Source organism: Curtobacterium sp. USHLN213 (genome assembly GCF_037144815.1).
In the GTDB taxonomy this organism is placed as follows: Bacteria; Actinomycetota; Actinomycetes; order Actinomycetales; family Microbacteriaceae; genus Curtobacterium.
The window spans coordinates 320,114-338,588 of the sequence record NZ_JBBCYQ010000002.1; the positions used below are offsets into that span (position 1 = coordinate 320,114).

The 18,475-nt window shown below is 71.7% G+C and carries 15 protein-coding genes; 9 read left to right on the top strand and 6 right to left on the bottom strand.

The features are described from left to right. Positions 1–18: 18 nt before the first annotated feature. The 5 genes from WFH25_RS04160 (at position 19) to WFH25_RS04180 (ending at position 5,461) form a co-directional block, all read left to right on the top strand. Positions 19–1,155, top strand: a complete 1,137-nt coding sequence (locus WFH25_RS04160) for a glycosyltransferase (protein ID WP_336696899.1) — start codon at positions 19–21, stop codon at positions 1,153–1,155. Then, positions 1,152–2,282, top strand: a complete 1,131-nt coding sequence (locus tag WFH25_RS04165) for a glycosyltransferase (RefSeq protein WP_336696900.1) — start codon at positions 1,152–1,154, stop codon at positions 2,280–2,282. Before WFH25_RS04160 ends, WFH25_RS04165 begins: the two co-directional genes overlap by 4 nt. Next, positions 2,279–3,253, top strand: coding sequence for a hypothetical protein (locus WFH25_RS04170; protein WP_070417248.1), 975 nt, complete (start codon positions 2,279–2,281; stop codon positions 3,251–3,253). Before WFH25_RS04165 ends, WFH25_RS04170 begins: the two co-directional genes overlap by 4 nt. Positions 3,254–3,290: 37 nt before the next feature. Further along, entirely contained in the window at positions 3,291–4,442 is a 1,152-nt protein-coding gene (gene rlmC, locus WFH25_RS04175; RefSeq protein WP_336696901.1) for a 23S rRNA (uracil(747)-C(5))-methyltransferase RlmC, read from the top strand. 335 nt (positions 4,443–4,777) lie between these two features. Continuing rightward, positions 4,778–5,461 carry a LysM peptidoglycan-binding domain-containing protein gene (locus tag WFH25_RS04180; RefSeq protein WP_071296419.1) on the top strand — a complete coding sequence of 228 codons (684 nt, stop codon included), beginning with the start codon at positions 4,778–4,780 and terminating at the stop codon, positions 5,459–5,461. Positions 5,462–5,525: 64 nt separating this feature from the next. Here the strand turns inward: WFH25_RS04180 and WFH25_RS04185 are convergent, their stop codons facing one another. Together WFH25_RS04185 and WFH25_RS04190 are read right to left on the bottom strand one after the other, a co-directional pair. Further along, positions 5,526–6,740 (bottom strand): LCP family protein, encoded by a 1,215-nt coding sequence (locus WFH25_RS04185; RefSeq protein ID WP_336696902.1) that lies wholly within the window; start codon positions 6,738–6,740, stop codon positions 5,526–5,528. Positions 6,741–6,803: 63 nt separating this feature from the next. Further along, entirely contained in the window at positions 6,804–7,226 is a 423-nt protein-coding gene (locus WFH25_RS04190; RefSeq protein WP_070417245.1) for a MarR family winged helix-turn-helix transcriptional regulator, read from the bottom strand. Positions 7,227–7,302: 76 nt separating this feature from the next. Between WFH25_RS04190 and WFH25_RS04195 the strand changes: the two genes are divergently transcribed. Both WFH25_RS04195 and WFH25_RS04200 read left to right on the top strand, forming a co-directional pair. After that, positions 7,303–9,429 (top strand): MMPL family transporter, encoded by a 2,127-nt coding sequence (locus WFH25_RS04195; protein ID WP_336696903.1) that lies wholly within the window; start codon positions 7,303–7,305, stop codon positions 9,427–9,429. Between the two features lie 12 nt (positions 9,430–9,441). After that, complete coding sequence (locus WFH25_RS04200) at positions 9,442–10,092, top strand: GntR family transcriptional regulator (protein ID WP_092388112.1); 651 nt, start codon at positions 9,442–9,444, stop codon at positions 10,090–10,092. Positions 10,093–10,185: 93 nt separating this feature from the next. On the opposite strand, the gene WFH25_RS04205 is transcribed toward WFH25_RS04200, so the two are convergent. From WFH25_RS04205 to WFH25_RS04215, 3 genes are read right to left on the bottom strand one after another with little or no spacing between them, the layout of a single operon-like run. Continuing rightward, positions 10,186–10,962 carry an IclR family transcriptional regulator gene (locus WFH25_RS04205; protein WP_336696904.1) on the bottom strand — a complete coding sequence of 259 codons (777 nt, stop codon included), beginning with the start codon at positions 10,960–10,962 and terminating at the stop codon, positions 10,186–10,188. Between the two features lie 26 nt (positions 10,963–10,988). Next, positions 10,989–12,395 carry a hypothetical protein gene (locus WFH25_RS04210; RefSeq protein WP_336696905.1) on the bottom strand — a complete coding sequence of 469 codons (1,407 nt, stop codon included), beginning with the start codon at positions 12,393–12,395 and terminating at the stop codon, positions 10,989–10,991. Positions 12,396–12,440: 45 nt separating this feature from the next. Next, a complete protein-coding gene (locus WFH25_RS04215; protein WP_336696906.1) occupies positions 12,441–14,762 on the bottom strand; it encodes an FAD-dependent oxidoreductase in 2,322 nt (773 codons plus the stop codon). A 33-nt stretch (positions 14,763–14,795) separates the two neighbouring features. Between WFH25_RS04215 and WFH25_RS04220 the strand changes: the two genes are divergently transcribed. Next, entirely contained in the window at positions 14,796–16,142 is a 1,347-nt protein-coding gene (locus WFH25_RS04220; protein WP_083295113.1) for an MFS transporter, read from the top strand. A 138-nt stretch (positions 16,143–16,280) separates the two neighbouring features. Next, entirely contained in the window at positions 16,281–17,816 is a 1,536-nt protein-coding gene (locus tag WFH25_RS04225) for an LCP family protein (RefSeq protein WP_336696907.1), read from the top strand. Here WFH25_RS04225 and WFH25_RS04230 read toward each other — a convergent pair. Next, the gene (locus WFH25_RS04230; protein ID WP_336696908.1) at positions 17,809–18,450 is read right to left on the bottom strand and encodes a TetR/AcrR family transcriptional regulator; all 642 of its coding nucleotides are present in this window, start codon (positions 18,448–18,450) and stop codon (positions 17,809–17,811) included. The genes WFH25_RS04225 and WFH25_RS04230 overlap by 8 nt on opposite strands. Positions 18,451–18,475 lie beyond the last annotated feature (25 nt).

Consider the following 18,475-nt stretch of genomic DNA (forward strand, 5'->3'; position numbering starts at 1 on the left):
GTGAACGAGGGAGCGGGTATGTCCAAGCGTGTGGCGATCATCGGGACGCGCGGGTACCCGTCCTACTACGGCGGGTTCGAGACGGCCGTGCGGCACATCGCACCGCACCTGGCCGACGCCGGCTGGGACGTCACGGTCTACGGCCGTCCCGGACAGGAACGGGTGGACGACCCGTCGCTCGACCACCGGGTGACCCGGCGCACGACCCGTGGCCTCGAGTCGCGGTCGCTCTCGACCCTCACGTACGGCCTGACCGCCGTCCTCGACACGATCCGACGACGGCCGGACGTCGCGCTCGTGATGAACTGCGCGAACGGGTACTGGCTCCCGCTCCTGCGGCTCGCCGGCATCCCCACCGTGGTCAACGTCGACGGGATCGAGTGGGAGCGCGCGAAGTGGGGGCGGCTCGCCAAGGCGGTGTTCAAGACCGGCGCCCGGGCCACCGCACGGTTCGCCGACCGGCTCGTCTTCGACGCCGACGCGATCGGCGACTACTGGCGTCGCGAGTTCGGCCGCTCCGGCGTGATGATCCCCTACGGCGGCACGGAGTCAGATGTGCTGCCGCTGCACCCCGACGACGCGCACCTCGCCGGGCGACCGTTCGCCCTCGTGGTGGCGCGGTTCGTGCCGGAGAACACGGTGGCCGAGTTCCTCGTCGCCGCGGAGCGCATCGCCGAGCGCCACCCGGTCGTCATCGTCGGGTCGACGGGCTACGGCGGGGAGCTCGACACCGCCGCGCAGGACCTCGCCGACCGGAACACGGGCGTGTCCTGGCTCGGCCACGTGTCCGACGACGACCGGCTCTTCGCACTGTGGCAGCACGCCGGCGCCTACTTCCACGGGCACAGCGTCGGCGGCACGAACCCGGCCCTCGTGCAGGCGATGCACTGCGGGGCGCCCACCGTGGCCCGCGACACCGTCTACAACCGCGAGGTCCTCGCCGGCACCGGCGTCCGGTTCGTCCAGCCCGACCCCGGCGCGATCGCCGATGCCGTCCTCGACCTGCTCGCCGACCCCGTCGAGCAGGAGCTGCTCCGGGGCAGCGTGCGTGACCGGGCCCGCTCGGCGTACACGTGGTCGGGCGTCTGCGGCGCGTACGAGCACGCCCTCGCCGAGCAGGCCGGCGTCGCGACCCGCCAGGCGGTGGCGGCGTGAGCGCATCGGTGGGGAGCATGCGGATCGTCCCCGAGTTGCGGGCCGCCCACATCGAGCGCCACCTGCGCGGCACACCCGCAGAGCTCCTCTACCTCGACGTGAACTACGACCTCGCCGGGACGGACCTCGCTCCGGGCATCCAGCGAGTGACCTCGACGGGAGCGCTCCGTCGGTTCCTGACCACCACGGCCACCACGCTCGAGGTCCCGGAACCGCTGTGGATGCGGTTCTGGCCGAAGCACGTGCTGCTCGCGGCCGGGTTCCGCGCTGCGGGGGTGATCCGGCGTCGTCGGCACCGGGTGGTCACCTACGCGATGGAGAACAACGACCTCGCGACCCTCGTGGGCGGGCGTCGCCGGGTGCCGGGCGTCGTCGTCCGGCTCGTGGGTCTGCTCGTCGGCGCCGTTGCTCGATTGACCATCGACCGCATCGCGTTCGCGAGCGACGACGCACGTGCCACCTACGCGTCCCTCCCGTTCACCGCGGCGATCGAACAGTCGTCGACACTCGAACTGCCCCGCCCCGACGATGCCCCGGTCGATCCGACCCCGCTGACATGCGTGTTCGTCGGGGCGATGGAGCAGCGCAAGGGCGTGCAGGAGCTGATGGATGCCTGGCCCGCCGTCGAACGCACCGTTCCCGGCGCGACGATCGTGCTGATCGGGCCAGGGCCGCTCGAGCCACTGGCAGCCGAGTGGGCCGCCTCGTCCCCGTCGACGCGGCGAGTGACGGGACGACTCCCACACGCCGCCGCTGCCGCCGTGGTCCGCTCGTCTGCGGTCCTCGTCGCTCCCTCGGTCGCCGACGGACGCTGGCGGGAGCAGATCGGTCTGCCGATCAAGGAAGCCCTCGCCGCTGGCCTGACGATCGTGACCACCGACCAGACCGGGCTCGCCGGCTGGCTGCGCGACCACGGTCACGGCGTCGTCCCGCCGACGGCCCCGGCGTTCACTCGGCGACTCGCGCGAGCGATCACGAGCGCCCTGCGAGCCCCGCTGGACCGAGAGCAGGTGCGAGCTGCGCTGCCCGAGCGGGACGGCCGACTCGCTGCCGACGCCTGGTTGCACGGTCAGCAGGCACGACTCGTCGCCGACGTGCCGACCCGCCCGATCGGAGTCGTCGCATGAGTGCACGCGACGTCATCGTGGTGAACACCCTCGGTGGTGCGCTGCACCACTACGCCCACGGACTGGCTGCGACACTCAGCGCCTCCGGAGCACGGGTGTCGGTCACCGACGTGCACGAGCCGAGCGTCGCAGGAGGCTCGGGTGCCGGCTGGGTGCGGCGGTACCTCCTCGCATTGTGGGCCGCTCGCCGGGATGGCCGTCGTGGTGGGACCCGGGTCATCGTGACGTGGCCGGTCCTCGGCCACCTGGATCGCGTGATCATGCGCGTCGTCCTCGGCCGACGGGCCGAGGCGGCCCTCGTCGTGCACGATCCCCACCCGCTCGTGCGAGCCCGCGGGTACGGCGTCGTCGCGCGTCGGTTCGGTGCGCTCGCGCGTGGTGTCCGCCTGATCGTGCACAGCGGGACCGCCGCGACCGCCCTGCGAGACGACTGTCCGGGCACCGAGCCCGAGCTGCTGCCGCACCCCGTCGTCCCACGCGCGGTCCCCGACACGGTGTCGATGTCGAGCGACCGTCCGGTGGTCCGGGTCCTCGGGCAGTTCAAGCCCGACCGCGACCTCGCGCTGCTCGCCGGGATCGGTCAGGAGATCGGACACTCGCACCGCCTCGAGATCGTCGGGCGACGGTGGCCCGAGGTCGACGGGTGGTCCGTGACGGACGCCTTCGTCGACGAGGACCGGCTCGACGAGCTCCTGGCCACTGCGGACGCCGTCGTCGTGCCCTACAAGCGGTTCTTCCAGTCCGGCATCGCGATCCGCTCGCTCGAGGTCGGGACGCCCGCGGTCGGTCCCGCTGGTTCGAGCATCGCCGACCTCTACCCGGACGACCGCTACCTCGGCGACGATTCGGTGTCGTCCTGGTGCGACGCGATCTCGTCGGCCTCCGCCGCGGAGCGCGACGAAACGCGTGCCGTGGCCTCGCGAGCCGACCGCGTCTGCCGTGCGGCCTGGGCGGAGTGGCTGATGCGCTGATCGCGACAGGCGGCCGCTGCCGTATCCTGACTCGGCCATGCAGTGCGACTACTTCGACCGCGGGGTGTGCCGCTCGTGCACGCTCATGGGGCAGCCGTACGCCGAGCAGGTCCTCGACAAGGAACTCCGCACGCGCGAACTCCTGCACGACGCGGTCGAGGCCGCCGGGGGTCTGGGTTCGGTCGAGTGGCTGCCCGCGATCACCAGCCCCGAGTCCGCGTACCGCAACAAGGCGAAGATGGTGGTCGGCGGGACCGTCCAGCACCCGACGGTCGGCATCCTCGACCACCGGCAGCGCGGGGTGGACCTGCGGCACTGCGGCATCTGCACGCCCGGGATCCAGCACGCGCTCCCGATCCTCGCCGGGTTCATCGCGGACGCCGGGCTCATCCCGTACGACGTCGCCAGCCGTCGGGGCGAGCTGAAGTTCGTGCTCGTGACGGAGTCGCCGGACGGGGAACTCATGGTGCGGTTCGTCCTGCGCTCCGAGGGACAGCTGGCGCGCCTCCGGCAGCACCTCGACGCGCTCCTCCGGGTGCTGCCGAACGCCGTCGTCGTCACCGTGAACCTGCTCCCGGAGCACAAGGCCGTCACCGAGGGGGAGCGGGAGATCGTGCTCACCGAGCGGGAGACGCTCTCGATGCGACTCGGTGACGTCACGATGCACCTCCGCCCGCAGAGCTTCTTCCAGACGAACACGCACGTGGCCACCGAGCTGTACGCCCAGGCCTCGGCGTGGATCGACGAGGTGGCGCCGGCGTCGATGTGGGACCTCTACTGCGGCGTCGGCGGCTTCGCCCTGCACGCCGCCCGCCCCGGTCGCGCGGTGACGGGCATCGAGACCAGCCGCGAGGCCGTCCGGTCGGCGGCGCAGTCGGCGCGCGAGGCCGGCCTCGAGGGCGTCCGCTTCGCCGCGGACGACGCGACCGAGCACGCGCTCCGTGCCCGTCCCGACGCCGTCCCCGAGCTCGTCGTCGTCAACCCGCCGCGGCGCGGGATCGGCGAGACGCTGTCGACCTGGCTCGAGGAGTCGGACGTCCGGCACGTCGTCTACTCGAGCTGCAACCCGGTGACCCTGGCGAAGGACCTCGCGCGGATGCCGTCGCTGCGCCTGCGGCGCGCGCGGGTGCTCGACATGTTCCCGCAGACGGGCCACCTGGAAGCGGTGACGCTGCTGTCCCGAGGGTGACCGACCGGCGGACGGGAGGCGCGGGTCGGCGCCGCCACGTGCCTCCTGGCCGTCATTGCCAGGGAATTGCCAAGGTGGCGTACCCGGGTCCGCCGCGATGACCATGCCCATGGGGATCCACGCGTACAGGTTCTGTATCGCGAGACATAGCACCAACGGGTAGAACCGTTTGTCTCGGTTTGATAACGGTGAAGAGTTTCCTATGGTGGCCGACCGAGGCGCCACCGGCACGAGACCACTGCCCCCGGTGGCGCACCCCACGACACGACCGCGATCGGTCGGGACGGGCAGTGGCGATCGGCTCTCGATCCGTGGTCCCGGTGGAGCAATCAACCATGAAGAAGCTTTCTCGTACCCGCACCATCGTCGGTGGCCTCGCCTTCGCAGGCATCGCCGCGACGGGTGTCGGCCTCGCGGCGGCGCCCGCGAACGCAGCATCCGGCTCGACCTGGGACGCCCTCGCGCAGTGCGAGTCCGGCGGCAACTGGGCGATCAACACCGGCAACGGCTACTACGGCGGCCTCCAGTTCAACCTCGGCACCTGGCAGGCGAACGGCGGCACGGGCAACCCGGCCTCCGCGAGCCGTGCGACCCAGATCGCCGTCGCCGAGCGCGTCCTCGCCTCGCAGGGCTGGGGCGCATGGCCGGCCTGCTCCGCCCAGCTCGGGCTGAGCGGCACGACCGGCGCCGCCCCGCAGGCCGCCGCTCCGGCTCCCGCCGCCCCGACCCAGCAGGCTGCCCCGCAGCAGCAGGCGCCGGTGCAGCAGGCCGCCCCGCAGCAGGCCGCGCCGTCGACCCCGGCTCCCGCGACCGAGGCGGCTCCGGCTGCCCCGAGCAAGCCCGCGGCCGTCAAGACGAGCGGCAAGACCTACACGGTCGTGTCGGGCGAGACCCTCGACAGCATCGCGACGAAGCTGCGCATCGACGGCGGCTGGAACAAGCTCTGGGCCGCGAACACGTCGACCATCGACGACGCGAACCTGATCTACGCCGGCCAGGAGCTCCAGCTCCCCGCCTGATCGTTCCTCCGATCGACAGGACGCCCGGTGACCGTGTGGTCACCGGGCGTCCTGCTGTGTCGGGCTACTGCGGGTTGTCGGCCAGCCACCCGGCGACGTCGTTCGACCGGAGCGCCTGGGACAGTGACTGCACGGCGATGGTGTTCACCGCGACGTAGGACTGTCCGTCCGCCGAGCTCCCGCCGCCCGCGGTCGGCATCGTGAACGTCCGCAGGTCCGACGGCCGGACGTCGCGCAGGGACCAGCCGAGGTCGACCATCGTGCGGACGGTCAGACCGGCGTCCACCGACAGGTACTCGCTCGTCGCCCGGACGAAGTCCTGCACGCGCCCGGGGTTCGTGAGGGTGTCGCGCGAGAGGAGTCCGTCGACGATCCCGCGCATGAACGCCTGCTGGTTCCGGACGCGGGTGTGGTCGGCGTCGGCGAAGGCGTACCGCTCGCGGACGAACGCCAGGGCGGCGTCGCCGTCGAGGTGGTTCGCGCCGGCGGTGAACTCGTGCCCGCGGGCCGAGAACGCCGTCCGCGACTGCACCGTCACCCCGCCGAGCGCGTCGGTCATGCCCGAGAAGCCGGCGAAGTCGATCTCGGCGACGTGGTCGATGCGCACGTCGAGCAGGCGTTCGACCGTCTGGACCGTCAGCGGGACCCCGCCCCAGGAGTACGCCGCGTTGATCTTCGCGGTGCCGTGGCCGGGGACCTCGACCCACGAGTCGCGCATGATCGACATGAGGTACACCGCCCGCTTGTCGGCCGGGACGTGGGCGAGCATCAGGCTGTCCGACCGACCGCCGGCAGCGCGGTCGCCGTCGGGGTCCGCACCCTGGCGGGAGTCCGATCCGATGAGCAGGATGTTCTGCGCGCCCTCGGTCGGAGCGGGGCGCGCGCCGGTCGGGAACGGGTCGGCGAGGACGTCGGCGTCGAAGCTGCGGACGAGGCCCGCGATGAATAGGCCGGCGACGACGGCGAGCACCGTGGCGACGGCGACGAGCGAGCCGGCGGTGCCGAGGACGGCGACGAGGAACGGGCGCTTCCGGCGGCGTCGGCGCCGCTTCCGGCCGTTGCTGCCCCGGCTCCCGCTCCGGCTCGAGCCGCTGCTGTGGGGCCTGCGGGCGCTCGATCCGCTCCGGGGTGCCCGCGGTGCGGGGGCGTCGGTGCCCGCGTCGGCGCCAGCGTCGGCGGCGGCGATCGATGCTGCCTGCGCTGCCGCCTCTGCCAGTTCGGCCGCATCGGCTGCTTCGGCTCGTTCGGCGGCCTGACGGGCTGCTCGGCGCTCGGACATCGGGTCTCCTGCGGGTCGGGTCGGTCGTGCTACCGACTCCGCGAGTCTACCGTATGTGGTATATCAACCGCTAGGTGTTCGGTTCGGTCGGTGCTTCTCGAGCAGCAGGGTCAGGGCGCCCCGTAGTGCGGCATCGTCCGGCAGGACGTCACGCTCGATGTGCCGGGCGGTCTCCCACGCCTCTCGCCCGTGCTCCGTCACGGTGACGATCCGACGTCGCCGGTCGTCCGGGTGCGGTGAGCGTTCGACGAGCCCGTCGCGCTCCATGCGCTCGAGCGTGCGGGACATCGTCTGCGGCTGCACGCGTGCCGTCCGGGCCAGGGTGTCCGCGCCCGTCGGGCCGGTCCGCACGAGGATGTCGATCGCGATGAGCGCCGCGTGCGGGAGGCCGATCGCACGCAGACGCTCGTCCCAGTCCCGTTCGATCGCCCGGGCAGCGGCGGAGAGGAGACGCCCCAGCGGCCATGCGTCGGGGGTGTCGTCCATGCCCCGAGTCTACGGATCCCGTTCCTTCGATCTCTCTAGTAATCAGCATGCTGACGATTGGAGTACGCTCACGGACGTGTCCCGCTTCCTCCGCATCGTCCTCCCCGCGCTCGTCATCGTGGTCTGGCTCGCGATCGCCTCCGTCGGCGGTCCCTTCTTCGGCAAGATCTCCGAGGTGTCCACGAACGACCAGACGTCGTTCCTGCCGGCATCGGCGGACGCCACCAAGGTGCAGGAACGCGCGTCCGAGTTCCGGCAGGCGTCGGGCGCCCCGGCGATCATCGTGCTCGAGCGCGACGGCGGCCTGACGGCTGCGGACCAGCGCGCCGCGACCACCCTGGCCCAGCGGCTCGGGGACCGCGACGACGTGCAGGGCGTCAGCCCGGTGATCCCGAGCGAGGACGGCGACGCGGTCGAGATCGTCGCCACGCTGACCCAGAGCGCGGACACCGGTGACGCCGTCGAGGCCGTCCGCGCCGACGTCGAGGACGCGCTGCCGTCGGGGGTGCAGGGCTACGTCACGGGTCCGGCGGGCTTCACCGCCGACCTCACCGAGGCCTTCGCGGGCATCGACGGGCTGCTGCTCGGTGTGGCGCTCGCCGCGGTCTTCGTGATCCTCATCATCGTCTACCGCTCACCGCTCCTGCCGATCCTCGTGCTCGGTACCGCGACGTTCGCCCTGTGCGCGTCGATCCTCGTCGTGTGGTGGCTCGCCAAGGCCGACATCGTGACCGTGAACGGCCAGGTGCAGGGGATCCTGTCCATCCTCGTCATCGGCGCCGCGACCGACTACGCGCTCCTCTACACCGCACGCTTCCGCGAGGCACTGCGCGACCACCGCACCGGGTGGGACGCGACGAAGGCCGCCCTGCGGGGGAGCCTCGAGCCGATCCTCGCGTCGGGCGGGACCGTGATCGTCGGCGTGCTCTGCCTGCTGCTCTCCGACCTCAACTCGAACAAGGCACTCGGTCCCGTCGCGGCCATCGGCATCGCGTTCAGCCTCCTCGCCGCGCTCACCCTGCTGCCCGCGCTCCTGCTGGCGTTCCGGCGCGCGGCGTTCTGGCCGCTCCGCCCGAAGTACGGCAGCGCGCACCCCGTCCTCACCGGGCCCGACGCCCGCGGGCTCTGGGCACGGGTGGGCCGCCTCGTGGCGCGCCGCTCCCGGATCGTCTGGATCGTGTGCACCGTCGGGCTCCTCGCGATGGGTACCGGCCTCGTCGGACTCAAGGCCGACGGCGTCCCGCAGAGCGACCTGGTCATCGGGAGCTCGCAGGCGCGCGACGGTCAGGACGTGCTCGCGGACCACTTCCCGGGCGGGTCCGGCAGCCCGGCACAGGTCATCGGCGCCGCGGCGGAGACCGACGAGCTCGCCGCTGCGATCACGGGCGTGGACGGCGTGGACAGCGTCGTGGCGGCCGCGAAGGACGCGCCGTCCGGCACCGTCCCCGTGACGACGAGCGGCAACCAGGGCGGCGCCGCCGGTGCGACCCCGACCGTCTCCCGTGGCGACGTCCTCCTCGAGGCCACCCTGTCCGACCCGGCCGACTCCGACGCCGCCGAGCAGACCGTTCGTGCCCTCCGCACGGCGGTCGAGCGGGTGGACCCCGGCGCGATCGTCGGTGGCGCGACCGCGACCGCCGTCGACACGAACGACACCGGCATCCGGGACCGCACGCTGATCATCCCCGTGGTGCTCGCGGTCATCCTGCTCATCCTGATGCTGCTGCTCCGGAGCATCGTGGCGCCGCTCGTGCTCATCGGCAGCGTCATCGTGTCCTTCGCCGCGGCGCTCGGCGTCGGTGCCCTCGTGTTCGACCACGTGTTCCACTTCCCCGGGGCCGACCCGAGCGTCCCGCTGTACTCGTTCGTGTTCCTCGTGGCGCTCGGCGTGGACTACAACATCTTCCTCATGACCCGGGTGCGCGAGGAGGCCCTGCAGCACGGTCCGCACGAGGGCGTCCTGCGCGGGCTCGGGGTGACGGGCGGCGTGATCACCTCGGCCGGGGTCGTCCTCGCGGCGACGTTCGCGGCGCTCGGCGTGATCCCGATCCTGTTCCTCGTGCAGATCGCGTTCGTGGTCGCCTTCGGTGTGCTGCTCGACACGATCGTGGTCCGCTCGCTGCTCGTCCCGGCGCTGGCGTACGACCTCGGGCGCCGGGCCTGGTGGCCGTCGCGCCTGTCGCGTCCGGCCCATCACATGTGACACGCTGGGCGCATGCCAGTTCCTTCGACGCAGCCCGCCGCCGAGCGGAAGCTCCTCCGTGACACCGTGCAGGACAAGATCCGGGACGCGATCATGGACGGCACCCTCGAGCCGGGCGAACGGCTCAACGACGACGACCTCATCGCCTGGCTCGGTGTCTCCCGCACCCCCATCCGTGAAGCCCTCGCCGAGCTCGCCCGTGCCGGACTCATCGAGATGGCGCCGAACCGGTACACCCGCGTCGCCGCCCCGACGAAGGACGAGCTCGTCGACGCCTACCGCACGCTCGGCGTGATCTACGGCGGTGTCGCCCGCCTCGCGACGCCGCGCTTCACGGACGCGCAGCGCAAGAAGGTCGTGAAGACCCTCGACGACGTCACGGCGCAGGTCGAGGCCCGGCACCAGGGCGAGGTCGCCCAGCACGGCGCGGACATCTACGCGATGTGGGCCGACCACTGCGGCAACCCGTCGCTCGAGCAGCTCTGCAAGGCGACGACGGACGGGCTCGCGTTCAAGCTGCGGGTGCCGGAGCTGGCCGAGCTGGTGCCGGCCGAGGTCGTGCTGCCGGAGCTCGAGAAGCTCAAGGCCGCCGTCGTCGCGAAGGACCCGATCGCCGCCGAGCTCGCCATGGAGGCGATCCACCTGCTGCCGTCGCGCGACTGACGCGACGAGCGCGACCGGCGCGACGAGCGCGTCCGGCGCGACCACCTGACGGCCAGGAGGCGCGGTGCGGGCCCGCACCGTCCCTCCCGTCCGTCAGTGCGCGACCGCGCTGATCATGCCGAGGCCGACGCTGATGCGGTCGGCCACCTCGATGAGGTCCTCGGCGAGCGACGCGGTGTCGCGGTCCCGCAGCTGCGTCACCCGCCCGGAGATCGACAGCGCCGCGACGATGCGCCCCGACGCGTTCCGGATCGGTGCCGCGATGCAGAACCGGCCGAGCGCGACCTCTTGGTTCTCGACGCACCAGCCGCGCTTCGCCGAGGCCTCGAGGTCCGCCGTGAGCGCGTCGTGCGACGTGATCGTGTGGTCGGTGTACCGCGCGAGTCCCGCGCCGAGCAGCGCCTCCCGCTCGGCCTGTGACAGGTCGAGCATGAGCGCCTTGCCGAGCGCCGAGGCGTGCAGCGGCTGCCGCATGCCGATCATGGTGTGCGACTTCGGAGCGAGTGAACCCTCGAAGTGGCAGAGGTAGATGCAGGCCGCGTCGTCCTGCACCCCGACGTTCGCGGTGAGGCCGATGCGGTGCGCGAGCTCCTGCGCGGCGGCCCGGCTCTCGCGGTGGACGGGGTTGTGGTTGAGCCCCTGGCTGGCGAGCTCGAGGACGGCCCGCCCGACGGAGTACCCCTGCGACTCGGGGTCGCGTCGCACGTACTCGAGCGACTCGAGCGTGGCGAGGAGCCGCCCGGTCGTCGACGTGCCGAGGCCGATCGCCCGTGCGATGTCGGAGGCGCGCATCGCCCCGTCGGCGGCACCGAGCGCGCCGAGGACCGCCGCGGCGCGCTCGATGCTCTGGTTCGGAGGGGTGGTGGCCATCCGCCCATTCTGTCCCGTGGAGTCGATCAGGACACCGTGACACCGCTGACGAACTGGTTCGTCCGCACCTGTGCCGTGGTGAGGGGTGCGCCGCCGAGCACGACGTCCTCGAGGGCGACGTCCGACACCCCGTGCGTCGCGTCCCACCCGGACAGCGTCACCGTGTCGGCCGTGACGTCGGTGAAGTCGCGGATCGTGATGCCCGTGATCCTGCCTCGCTCGTCGCGGTACCCGGTGTCGTTCGAGTACTGGCCCTTGAGCACCTGCAGCACGATGGCTTGTTTGCCGACGGGCTGCGACTCCACGTGGAAACCGTCCACGGTGACGTCGGAGACCGTCGCCCAGTCCTGGACGTCGAACTTCAGGGCGACCTCCTTCGCGCGGAGCACGTACGACTGCGTGATGGAGACGTCGGTGAAGACCTCGGTCTCCATGGACGAGCCGAACCGGACGGGGTTGCCGCCGGTGACGTTCCAGAACGTGGTGTCGGTCGCGTGCAGCCCACGGGTCTCCGGTTCGCCGTTCGTGGCCGCGTCGAGGGCGTGCCAGCCGAACCCGTCGTCACCGCTCATCACGAAGTTGTGCTCGACGGTCATGTCCTGCACGCCGTCGGTGTCGATGCCGTCGTTGTTGATGAGCGTGCCCATCAGGTTCAGCCAGGACACGCGGATGCCCGAGGAGCGGATGTACAGCGTCTGCCACCACTGGGCGTTGCGGACGCCGATGCCGGACACCGTGATGTCCGAGCTGTCGTGGAAGCGGATCGCCATCGTCTTGTCGGTCCGCGACGTGTCCGAGCCGGCGTCGAGGATCCCGCGCCCGAGCACGTGCACGCCGGTGACGCCGTCGCCGTCGATGCGCCCGTGCACGAGGGCACCCGGCGCGAGGTAGACCGTCTGGCCCGACACCGGGTGGATCACGCCGGCATCGTGCTCGCCGGGCCCGAAGTACAGCACGTCGGGGTCCGACGCGGACGGCACCGCGGTCTCCGACGGCGTGACGAAGAGGAACAGTGCGCGGACGCCCGGGGTCTCGATGACGAGCGGGTGCGCGTCGCGGATCGTGAAGGTCACGGTGTCGCCGGCCCGGGTCGTGGCGATCCCGAGCGTCCGGGGCGTGACGACCGGGGTGGCCGACGCGGCGAGGCCGGGCATCGTGACGCTGATCGTCGCGGTGCCCGTCCCCTTCGCGAACATCGCGACGTCGTGCGAGGTGCCGCTCACGGACTCGGCCTTGACCGGCACGGCGGTCCCGTTGACCGACACCGTGTGCGCGGTGGCGGTGGGCGACGTCGGGTTCCCCGGGTTCGCCTGGATGCTCGCGGTGCCGGCGGCGACCGCGGTGCCGGACGCGACGGCCGGCGGCCCGACGACCCCGACGGTGGTGAGCGACAGTGCGACGGCCGTCGCGATGGTCAGTGCGCGCAGGCGCATGGCGATCTCCCTTGATCGTGGTGGTGCTGCGGGTGGTGCGGTGGGTCAGTAGACCTTCACGGCGCTCGCCGACGCGAACGGTGAACCGTTCGTGGCGGTCACGACGACGCGGAGTGAGGCGGTCCGCGTCGGCGCGACGTCGTGCACGCGGTGCCGGTGCCGGTTGTCGGTGACGGTCGCGAGTCCCTGCCACGATCCGTCGACGCACGCCTCGATCCGGTAGTCGCGGGCCAGGGTCGGGACCGCGTCCCACGGCGTGCGGTGGTGGTGCAGGTTGATGAGGTCGGCGTCGACGTCGTCGTTCCAGACGATGCGGACCTCGCGGACGTCGACGGGCTCCGCCCAGTCGAGGGTGAGGGTCGCCGCGCCGTCGTCCGGGTCCGACGACCACAGGTGCGGTCCGCCGAACGGGCGCTGGTAGCCGTCGGTGACCCGGGAGGCGCGCCACGCGTCCGACGCGTCGGCTGCGGTGAACGCGAAGGAGCGTCCGCGCAGGGCCCGCGCCTCCCAGTCGGTGACCGGCTGGTCGGCCTCCTCGGGGATGTGGTCGTCGAACTGCTCGTCGTCGGCCGTGCGGGCGCGGAGCGCGAGGACGCCGTACGGGTGCCCGTCGGTGAGGACCAGGCGCACGCCGGGGGTCCGGCGGACCACGATCACGGCGTTGCACGGCTCGTCCGGCCGGAACCCGAGGTCGACGGCCGCCTCGCCCGCCCCGGCGCGGACGCGCGCGGTGTGCGTCGACACGTGCGCGATCGGGGCGTAGTTCTGTGGCCGGCCCGTGGTCCAGAGCTCGATCGTGACGTCGGTGTCGTGGTCGGCAACGGTCCGGAACGCGACGGAACCGAGCACGGGGTCGACCGGCACGACCAGCGCCGCGTCGCGGTCGAGCGCGAAGGTGTCCGCGGTCGCCCACGGGGTGGTGTCGAGCCGGACGAGTTCGCTGCTCGCGCTGATCCGGGCGCGCTGGGCGAGGTCCGCCCCGTCGTGGGCCCGGACGCCGATGAGCGGCGCGTCCTCGCGGAGGAGCGTCTGCTGCAGCATCGCGACGTGGTCGGTGCCGAGCTCGCGCGGCGTGACGCCGTGACGGGCGGCGAGGTGCGCGGCGGTCCCGGCGGCCTGGCCCTGGGTGGCGCAGGTGGCCATCACGCGGGTCGACCCGAACGCGACGTGCGACGCGGAGATGTTCCGGCCGGCGAAGAGCAGGTTGGCGACGTCCGCCGAGTAGAGGGAGCGGAACGGGATGTCGTACGTGCCGTCGGTGTACCGCTGCTGCGCCCCAGCGGTCTCGGCGTAGACGCCCTCGACCGGGTGCAGGTCGATCGACCACCCGCCGAACGCGACCGTGTCCGGGAAGGTCCGCTGCGAGAGGAGGTCCTGCTGGGTGAGGGTGTGGTCGCCCACGAACCGTCGGTACTCCCGCTTGCCCGGGATCGCGCCGACCCAGTCGAGGGTGAGCGAGTCGGCGTCGAACGCGCCGGAGTTCTTGATGTGGTCCCAGATGCCGTAGACGACGCCCCACAGCTCGTCGCGGATCCGTTCGTTCTCGGTGACGGTGTCGAGCTCGCCGCCCCACTCGATCCACCAGTAGTTGCAGCCGTTGTCCCCGGTCTTGATCGCGCGGTTCGCCAGGATCGGCGTCGTGCTGAGGTCCTTCGCGATCGACGGCGGCACGAACTTCTCCGGGCGGCCGGTGTCGTGCGTGGAGAAGAAGATCGAGCTGCCGAGGAGTTCGTCGTCCGGTTGTTCGGGCGCCCACTCCTCGCCGTGTTCGTCGCGGCCCTCGCGCCCGATCCGGTACGACGCCCCGGCCAGGGCACCGACGAGCCCGTCTCCCGTGCAGTCGAGGAACACCGGGGCGGTGAACGTCGTCTCGATCTCGGAGCCCATCGTCCAGCCGGTGACGGATGCGATGCGCGGTGCGCCGGTCTCGTCGTCCACCGTCGTCACGGTCCGCACGTCGGTGTTGAGGTGCAGGTGGACGTTCGGCTCGGCGCGCACGAGGTCGAGCACGACCTGGTCCCAGTAGATCGCGTTGCCCTGCGGGTTCCGGTACTGGTTCTCGAGGAACAGCTCGCCCATGATCCCGGTCTCGCGGGCGAACCGCTGCGTGCCGTGGGCGGTGGCGCCGACGACCCACACGCGGATCTCGCTCGAGGAGTTCCCGCCGAGGACCGGGCGGTTGGTGACGAGGGCGACGCTGGAGCCGAGGCGGGCGGCGGCGACGGCGGCGCTCACACCGGCGAGGCCACCTCCGACGACCACGACGTCGTGGTGCTGTTCACGGGACTGCATGGCGGCGACGGTATCACTTGCTGGCGATACTTTCCCACTGTGTGGCAAAGTGTGCCCGGCGAGTGCTATCGTCAATCAACTCTCGACAACGAAGTGTGAGGTCTCCCCATGAGCGACGGAACCCAGACGCGCACCAGCGCCGACGCCGCCAACGCCCCCGTCCCGGACGTGTTCGGCGACGACGCCCGCCGCCGGAGCATGCGGAAGGTGATCGTGGCGGCCGGCGTCGGCCACTTCGTGGAGTGGTTCGACTTCGGCCTCTACGGAACCCTGGCGACGGTCATCTCGCTGTACTTCTTCAAGCAGGGGGACCCGCAGGTCGCGCTGCTCTCGGCCTTCGCCGTGTTCGGTGCCGGGTTCGTGATGCGTCCGCTCGGTGGACTCTTCTGGGGTTCGCTCGGCGACCGGGTGGGGCGGAAGACGACCCTCGCGACGGTCATCCTCATCACGAGCGGCGCGACCGCGGTGATGGGCATCCTGCCGACCTACCAGAGCGTCGGGCTCCTGGCGCCGATCCTCCTCGTCGTGGTGCGGCTCGTGCAGGGCTTCGCCGCCGGTGGTGAGGGGGCGGGGGCGACCACGCTCCTCGCCGAGTCCGCGCCCTCGAACCGACGCGGCTTCGTGACGAGCTTCATCGACGTCTTCGGCTTCGCGGCGTTCATCGTGGGTGGCGGCCTGGTCTTCCTGTTCACGGCGATCGCGGGCGACGGCGCCCTCGAGTCGTGGGGCTGGCGCGTGCTGTTCCTCATCGCGCTGCCGCTCGGGCTCGTCGGGCTCTACCTCCGCTCGAAGCTCGAGGACACCCCGGAGTTCCGCGCGCTCAAGGCCAAGGGCGACCTCGCGAAGAACCCGCTCCGGCGATCGCTCCGCACCGGGTGGAAGGCACTGCTGTTCTGCGTCGGGTTCGTCGTCCTCAAGGCCGTCGGGCACTGGATCCTGCAGACGTTCATGCCGTCGTACTTGCAGGCCGACCTCGGCTACTCGCCGCTCGTGTCGTACGGCGTGGTCGTCATCGGGTTCATCGTGATCGCCGGACTCGTGCCGTTCTTCGGCCTGCTCTCGGACAAGATCGGCCGGAAGCCCGTGATGCTCGCCGGCTGCGGCGGATTCCTCGTGCTCACCTACCCGACGCTCATGCTCATGAACGCCGGCAACTTCTGGGCCGCCGCCGGAGCGATGGTGCTCCTCGGGCTGTTCATGGCGGCCTTCGACGGTGCGGTGAGCGCTGCGATGGCCGAGCTCTTCCCGACCGCGATCCGCTACGGGTCGATGGGCATCGCGTACAACATCAGCGTCGCGCTCTTCGGCGGGATCACGCCGTACTTCGCCACCTGGCTGATCACGGCGACGGGCAACACGTTCGCGCCGGCGTTCTACGTGATGGCGGCCGCGGCGATCACCGGGATCACGGTGCTGCGGGCGCGGGAGACCAACAAGGGCAAGCTCGCGTCCTGAGACGCGACCGAACACGGACGGGAGGCGCGGTGCCAGCTCGCCCCCCGCCGCCCGTCCGCCGGTTGGTCACGGCGGGATCGCGGCGACCTGCCAGGGCGGTTTGATGTTGTCGGCACACACGCCCGTTATGGTTTCCGGGTGACGAACGAGCCCGAGCAGACGACCGGTCGTGGCCGCCGCGGCTTCACGCCACCGCGGCACGGCCGCCAGAAGCGACGTGGCGGGGTGGTCCTGCCCGCCGTCGCGGGCGTGCTCACGATGGCCCTCCTGCTCGGCGGCGGCTACGCCGCGTACGCCTACGGATCGCTGTCGAACGGCGTCACCAAGATCAACGCGATCACCGGGAGCACCGCGACGAAGGACGACGTCGACGGCCAGGCGCAGAACATCCTGCTGGTCGGCGACGACCACCGCCCGGACAACGCGACGCCGGAGGAGATGGCGGAGCTCAGCACCGAGTCGGACGGCGGTGCGACGAACACCGACACGATGATCGTCCTGCACATCAACGAGGACGGCTCGCAGGCGACGATGATCTCGTTCCCGCGCGACTCGTACGTCGACATCCCGGGAGTCGGCAAGGGCAAGCTCAACAGCGCGTTCTACTTCGGCACCCTCAACGGCGGCGGGGACACCGGGGGCGCGAAGCTGCTCATCAAGACGATCCAGAACCTCAGCGGCCTGACGATCGACCACTACGTGCGCGTCTCCCTGCTCGGCTTCTACCAGGTGGTCAAGGAGCTCGGGCCGGTCGACGTCTGCCTCAACAACGCCGTCAACGACCCGTACTCGGGCGTGAACCTGCCGAAGGGCAAGTCCACCCTCGACGCGAAGCAGGCGCTGTCCTTCGTCCGACAGCGGCACGGGCTGCCCAACGGGGACCTCGACCGCAACGTCCGGCAGCAGTACTTCCTCTCGCAGGAGGCCCGCAAGGTGCTCTCCGCGGGGACGCTGCTCAACCCGATCAAGATGGGCAACATCCTCAAGGCGGTCGGCGGCTCGATCCAGACCGACACCGACCTGGTCAACCTGGCGACCCAGATGCGGAACCTGCGCCCGGGCAACATCCAGTCGGCGACGATCCCCACGCTCGGTACCCCGACGATCACCGTCAACGGCTCGCCGCTGTCGATCGTCGAGGTCGACACCGTCGGGCTGCCGGCCTTCGTGCAGGGCCTCGTCGGTGAGCCCGCGGAGTACAGCAAGGCCGGGCGCGCTCAGCCGGCGAGCACCTCGGTCACCGTGCTGAACGGCAGCGGTGTCACGGGTGCCGCAGGAGCCGCCGGGGCCGTCCTCACCGCGCGCGGCTTCCAGGTCGGTGCACCCGGGTCCTCCGACCTGACGAAGACGACCCAGGTGCAGTACCCGGCCGGCATGGAGAAGCAGGCGAAGGCGGTCGCGGCCGTCGTGCCCGGTGCCGTCGCGGTGCGGACGAACGCGGTCACCGGCGTGACGCTGGTGCTCGGGTCGGACGGCAAGACGGTGACCCCGGTCGCCGCTGCCGGTGGTGCTGCCTCGAGCCCCGCTGCCGGCTCCGGTTCGTCCGGTGCCGGTTCGACCGGTTCCGGCGCTGCGGCGTCGAAGCCGGCGGCCTCGAAGCCCGCCGCGCCCGAGCCGAAGCCGTCGTCGACCGACGTGAAGAGCTACGGCAAGGCAGGCGTCTGCATCAACTGACGCCGGAGCCGGTCGCTTGCCGGCGGATGGTCGTGATCGCGGTGTCGAGCCCGATCGCGAGCGGGCGGACGTCCCGCTGGACCTGCGCCAGGAGCAGCCCGCCCTGCAGCGCCACCATCACGGTCGTCGCCAGCGCGGCGGGGTCGGCGTCCGGTCCGAGCAGCCCGCGTTCGCGCATCGTGCGGATGCCGTCGTGGAACCCCTGCTCCCAGCGGGCGAAGCCGGCGGCGACGAGGTCGCGGGTGTCGGCGTCGCGCTCGGCGACCTCGGTCCCGAGGGACCCGAGCGGACAGCCGCCCACGCAGCCGCCGGCCTCGGCGTCGGCGACCGTTCGGTCCCGCCACCGCTGCCAGGCGTCCCACGTGGTGAGGTCGCCGTAGTCCGGCCCCTGGTGCGCGATGATCGCGTCGGTCTGCTGCCGGACGACGTCGCGCACGAGCTCCTGCTTGTCGGCGAAGTAGTGGTACATCTGCGACCGTCCGACCGTGGCGGCGGCGCCGATGTCGTCGAGCGTCGTCCCCGAGATGCCGCGCGTCAGCATCAGGTCGGCCGCGGCGGCGACGATCCGGCTCCGGGTCGCCAGTCCTTTCGACGTCGTGCGTCGAAGGGTCTTCGGGGTGTGTTCGGGGCGCATGCTCAGAGTGTACTTGCGAGTACAT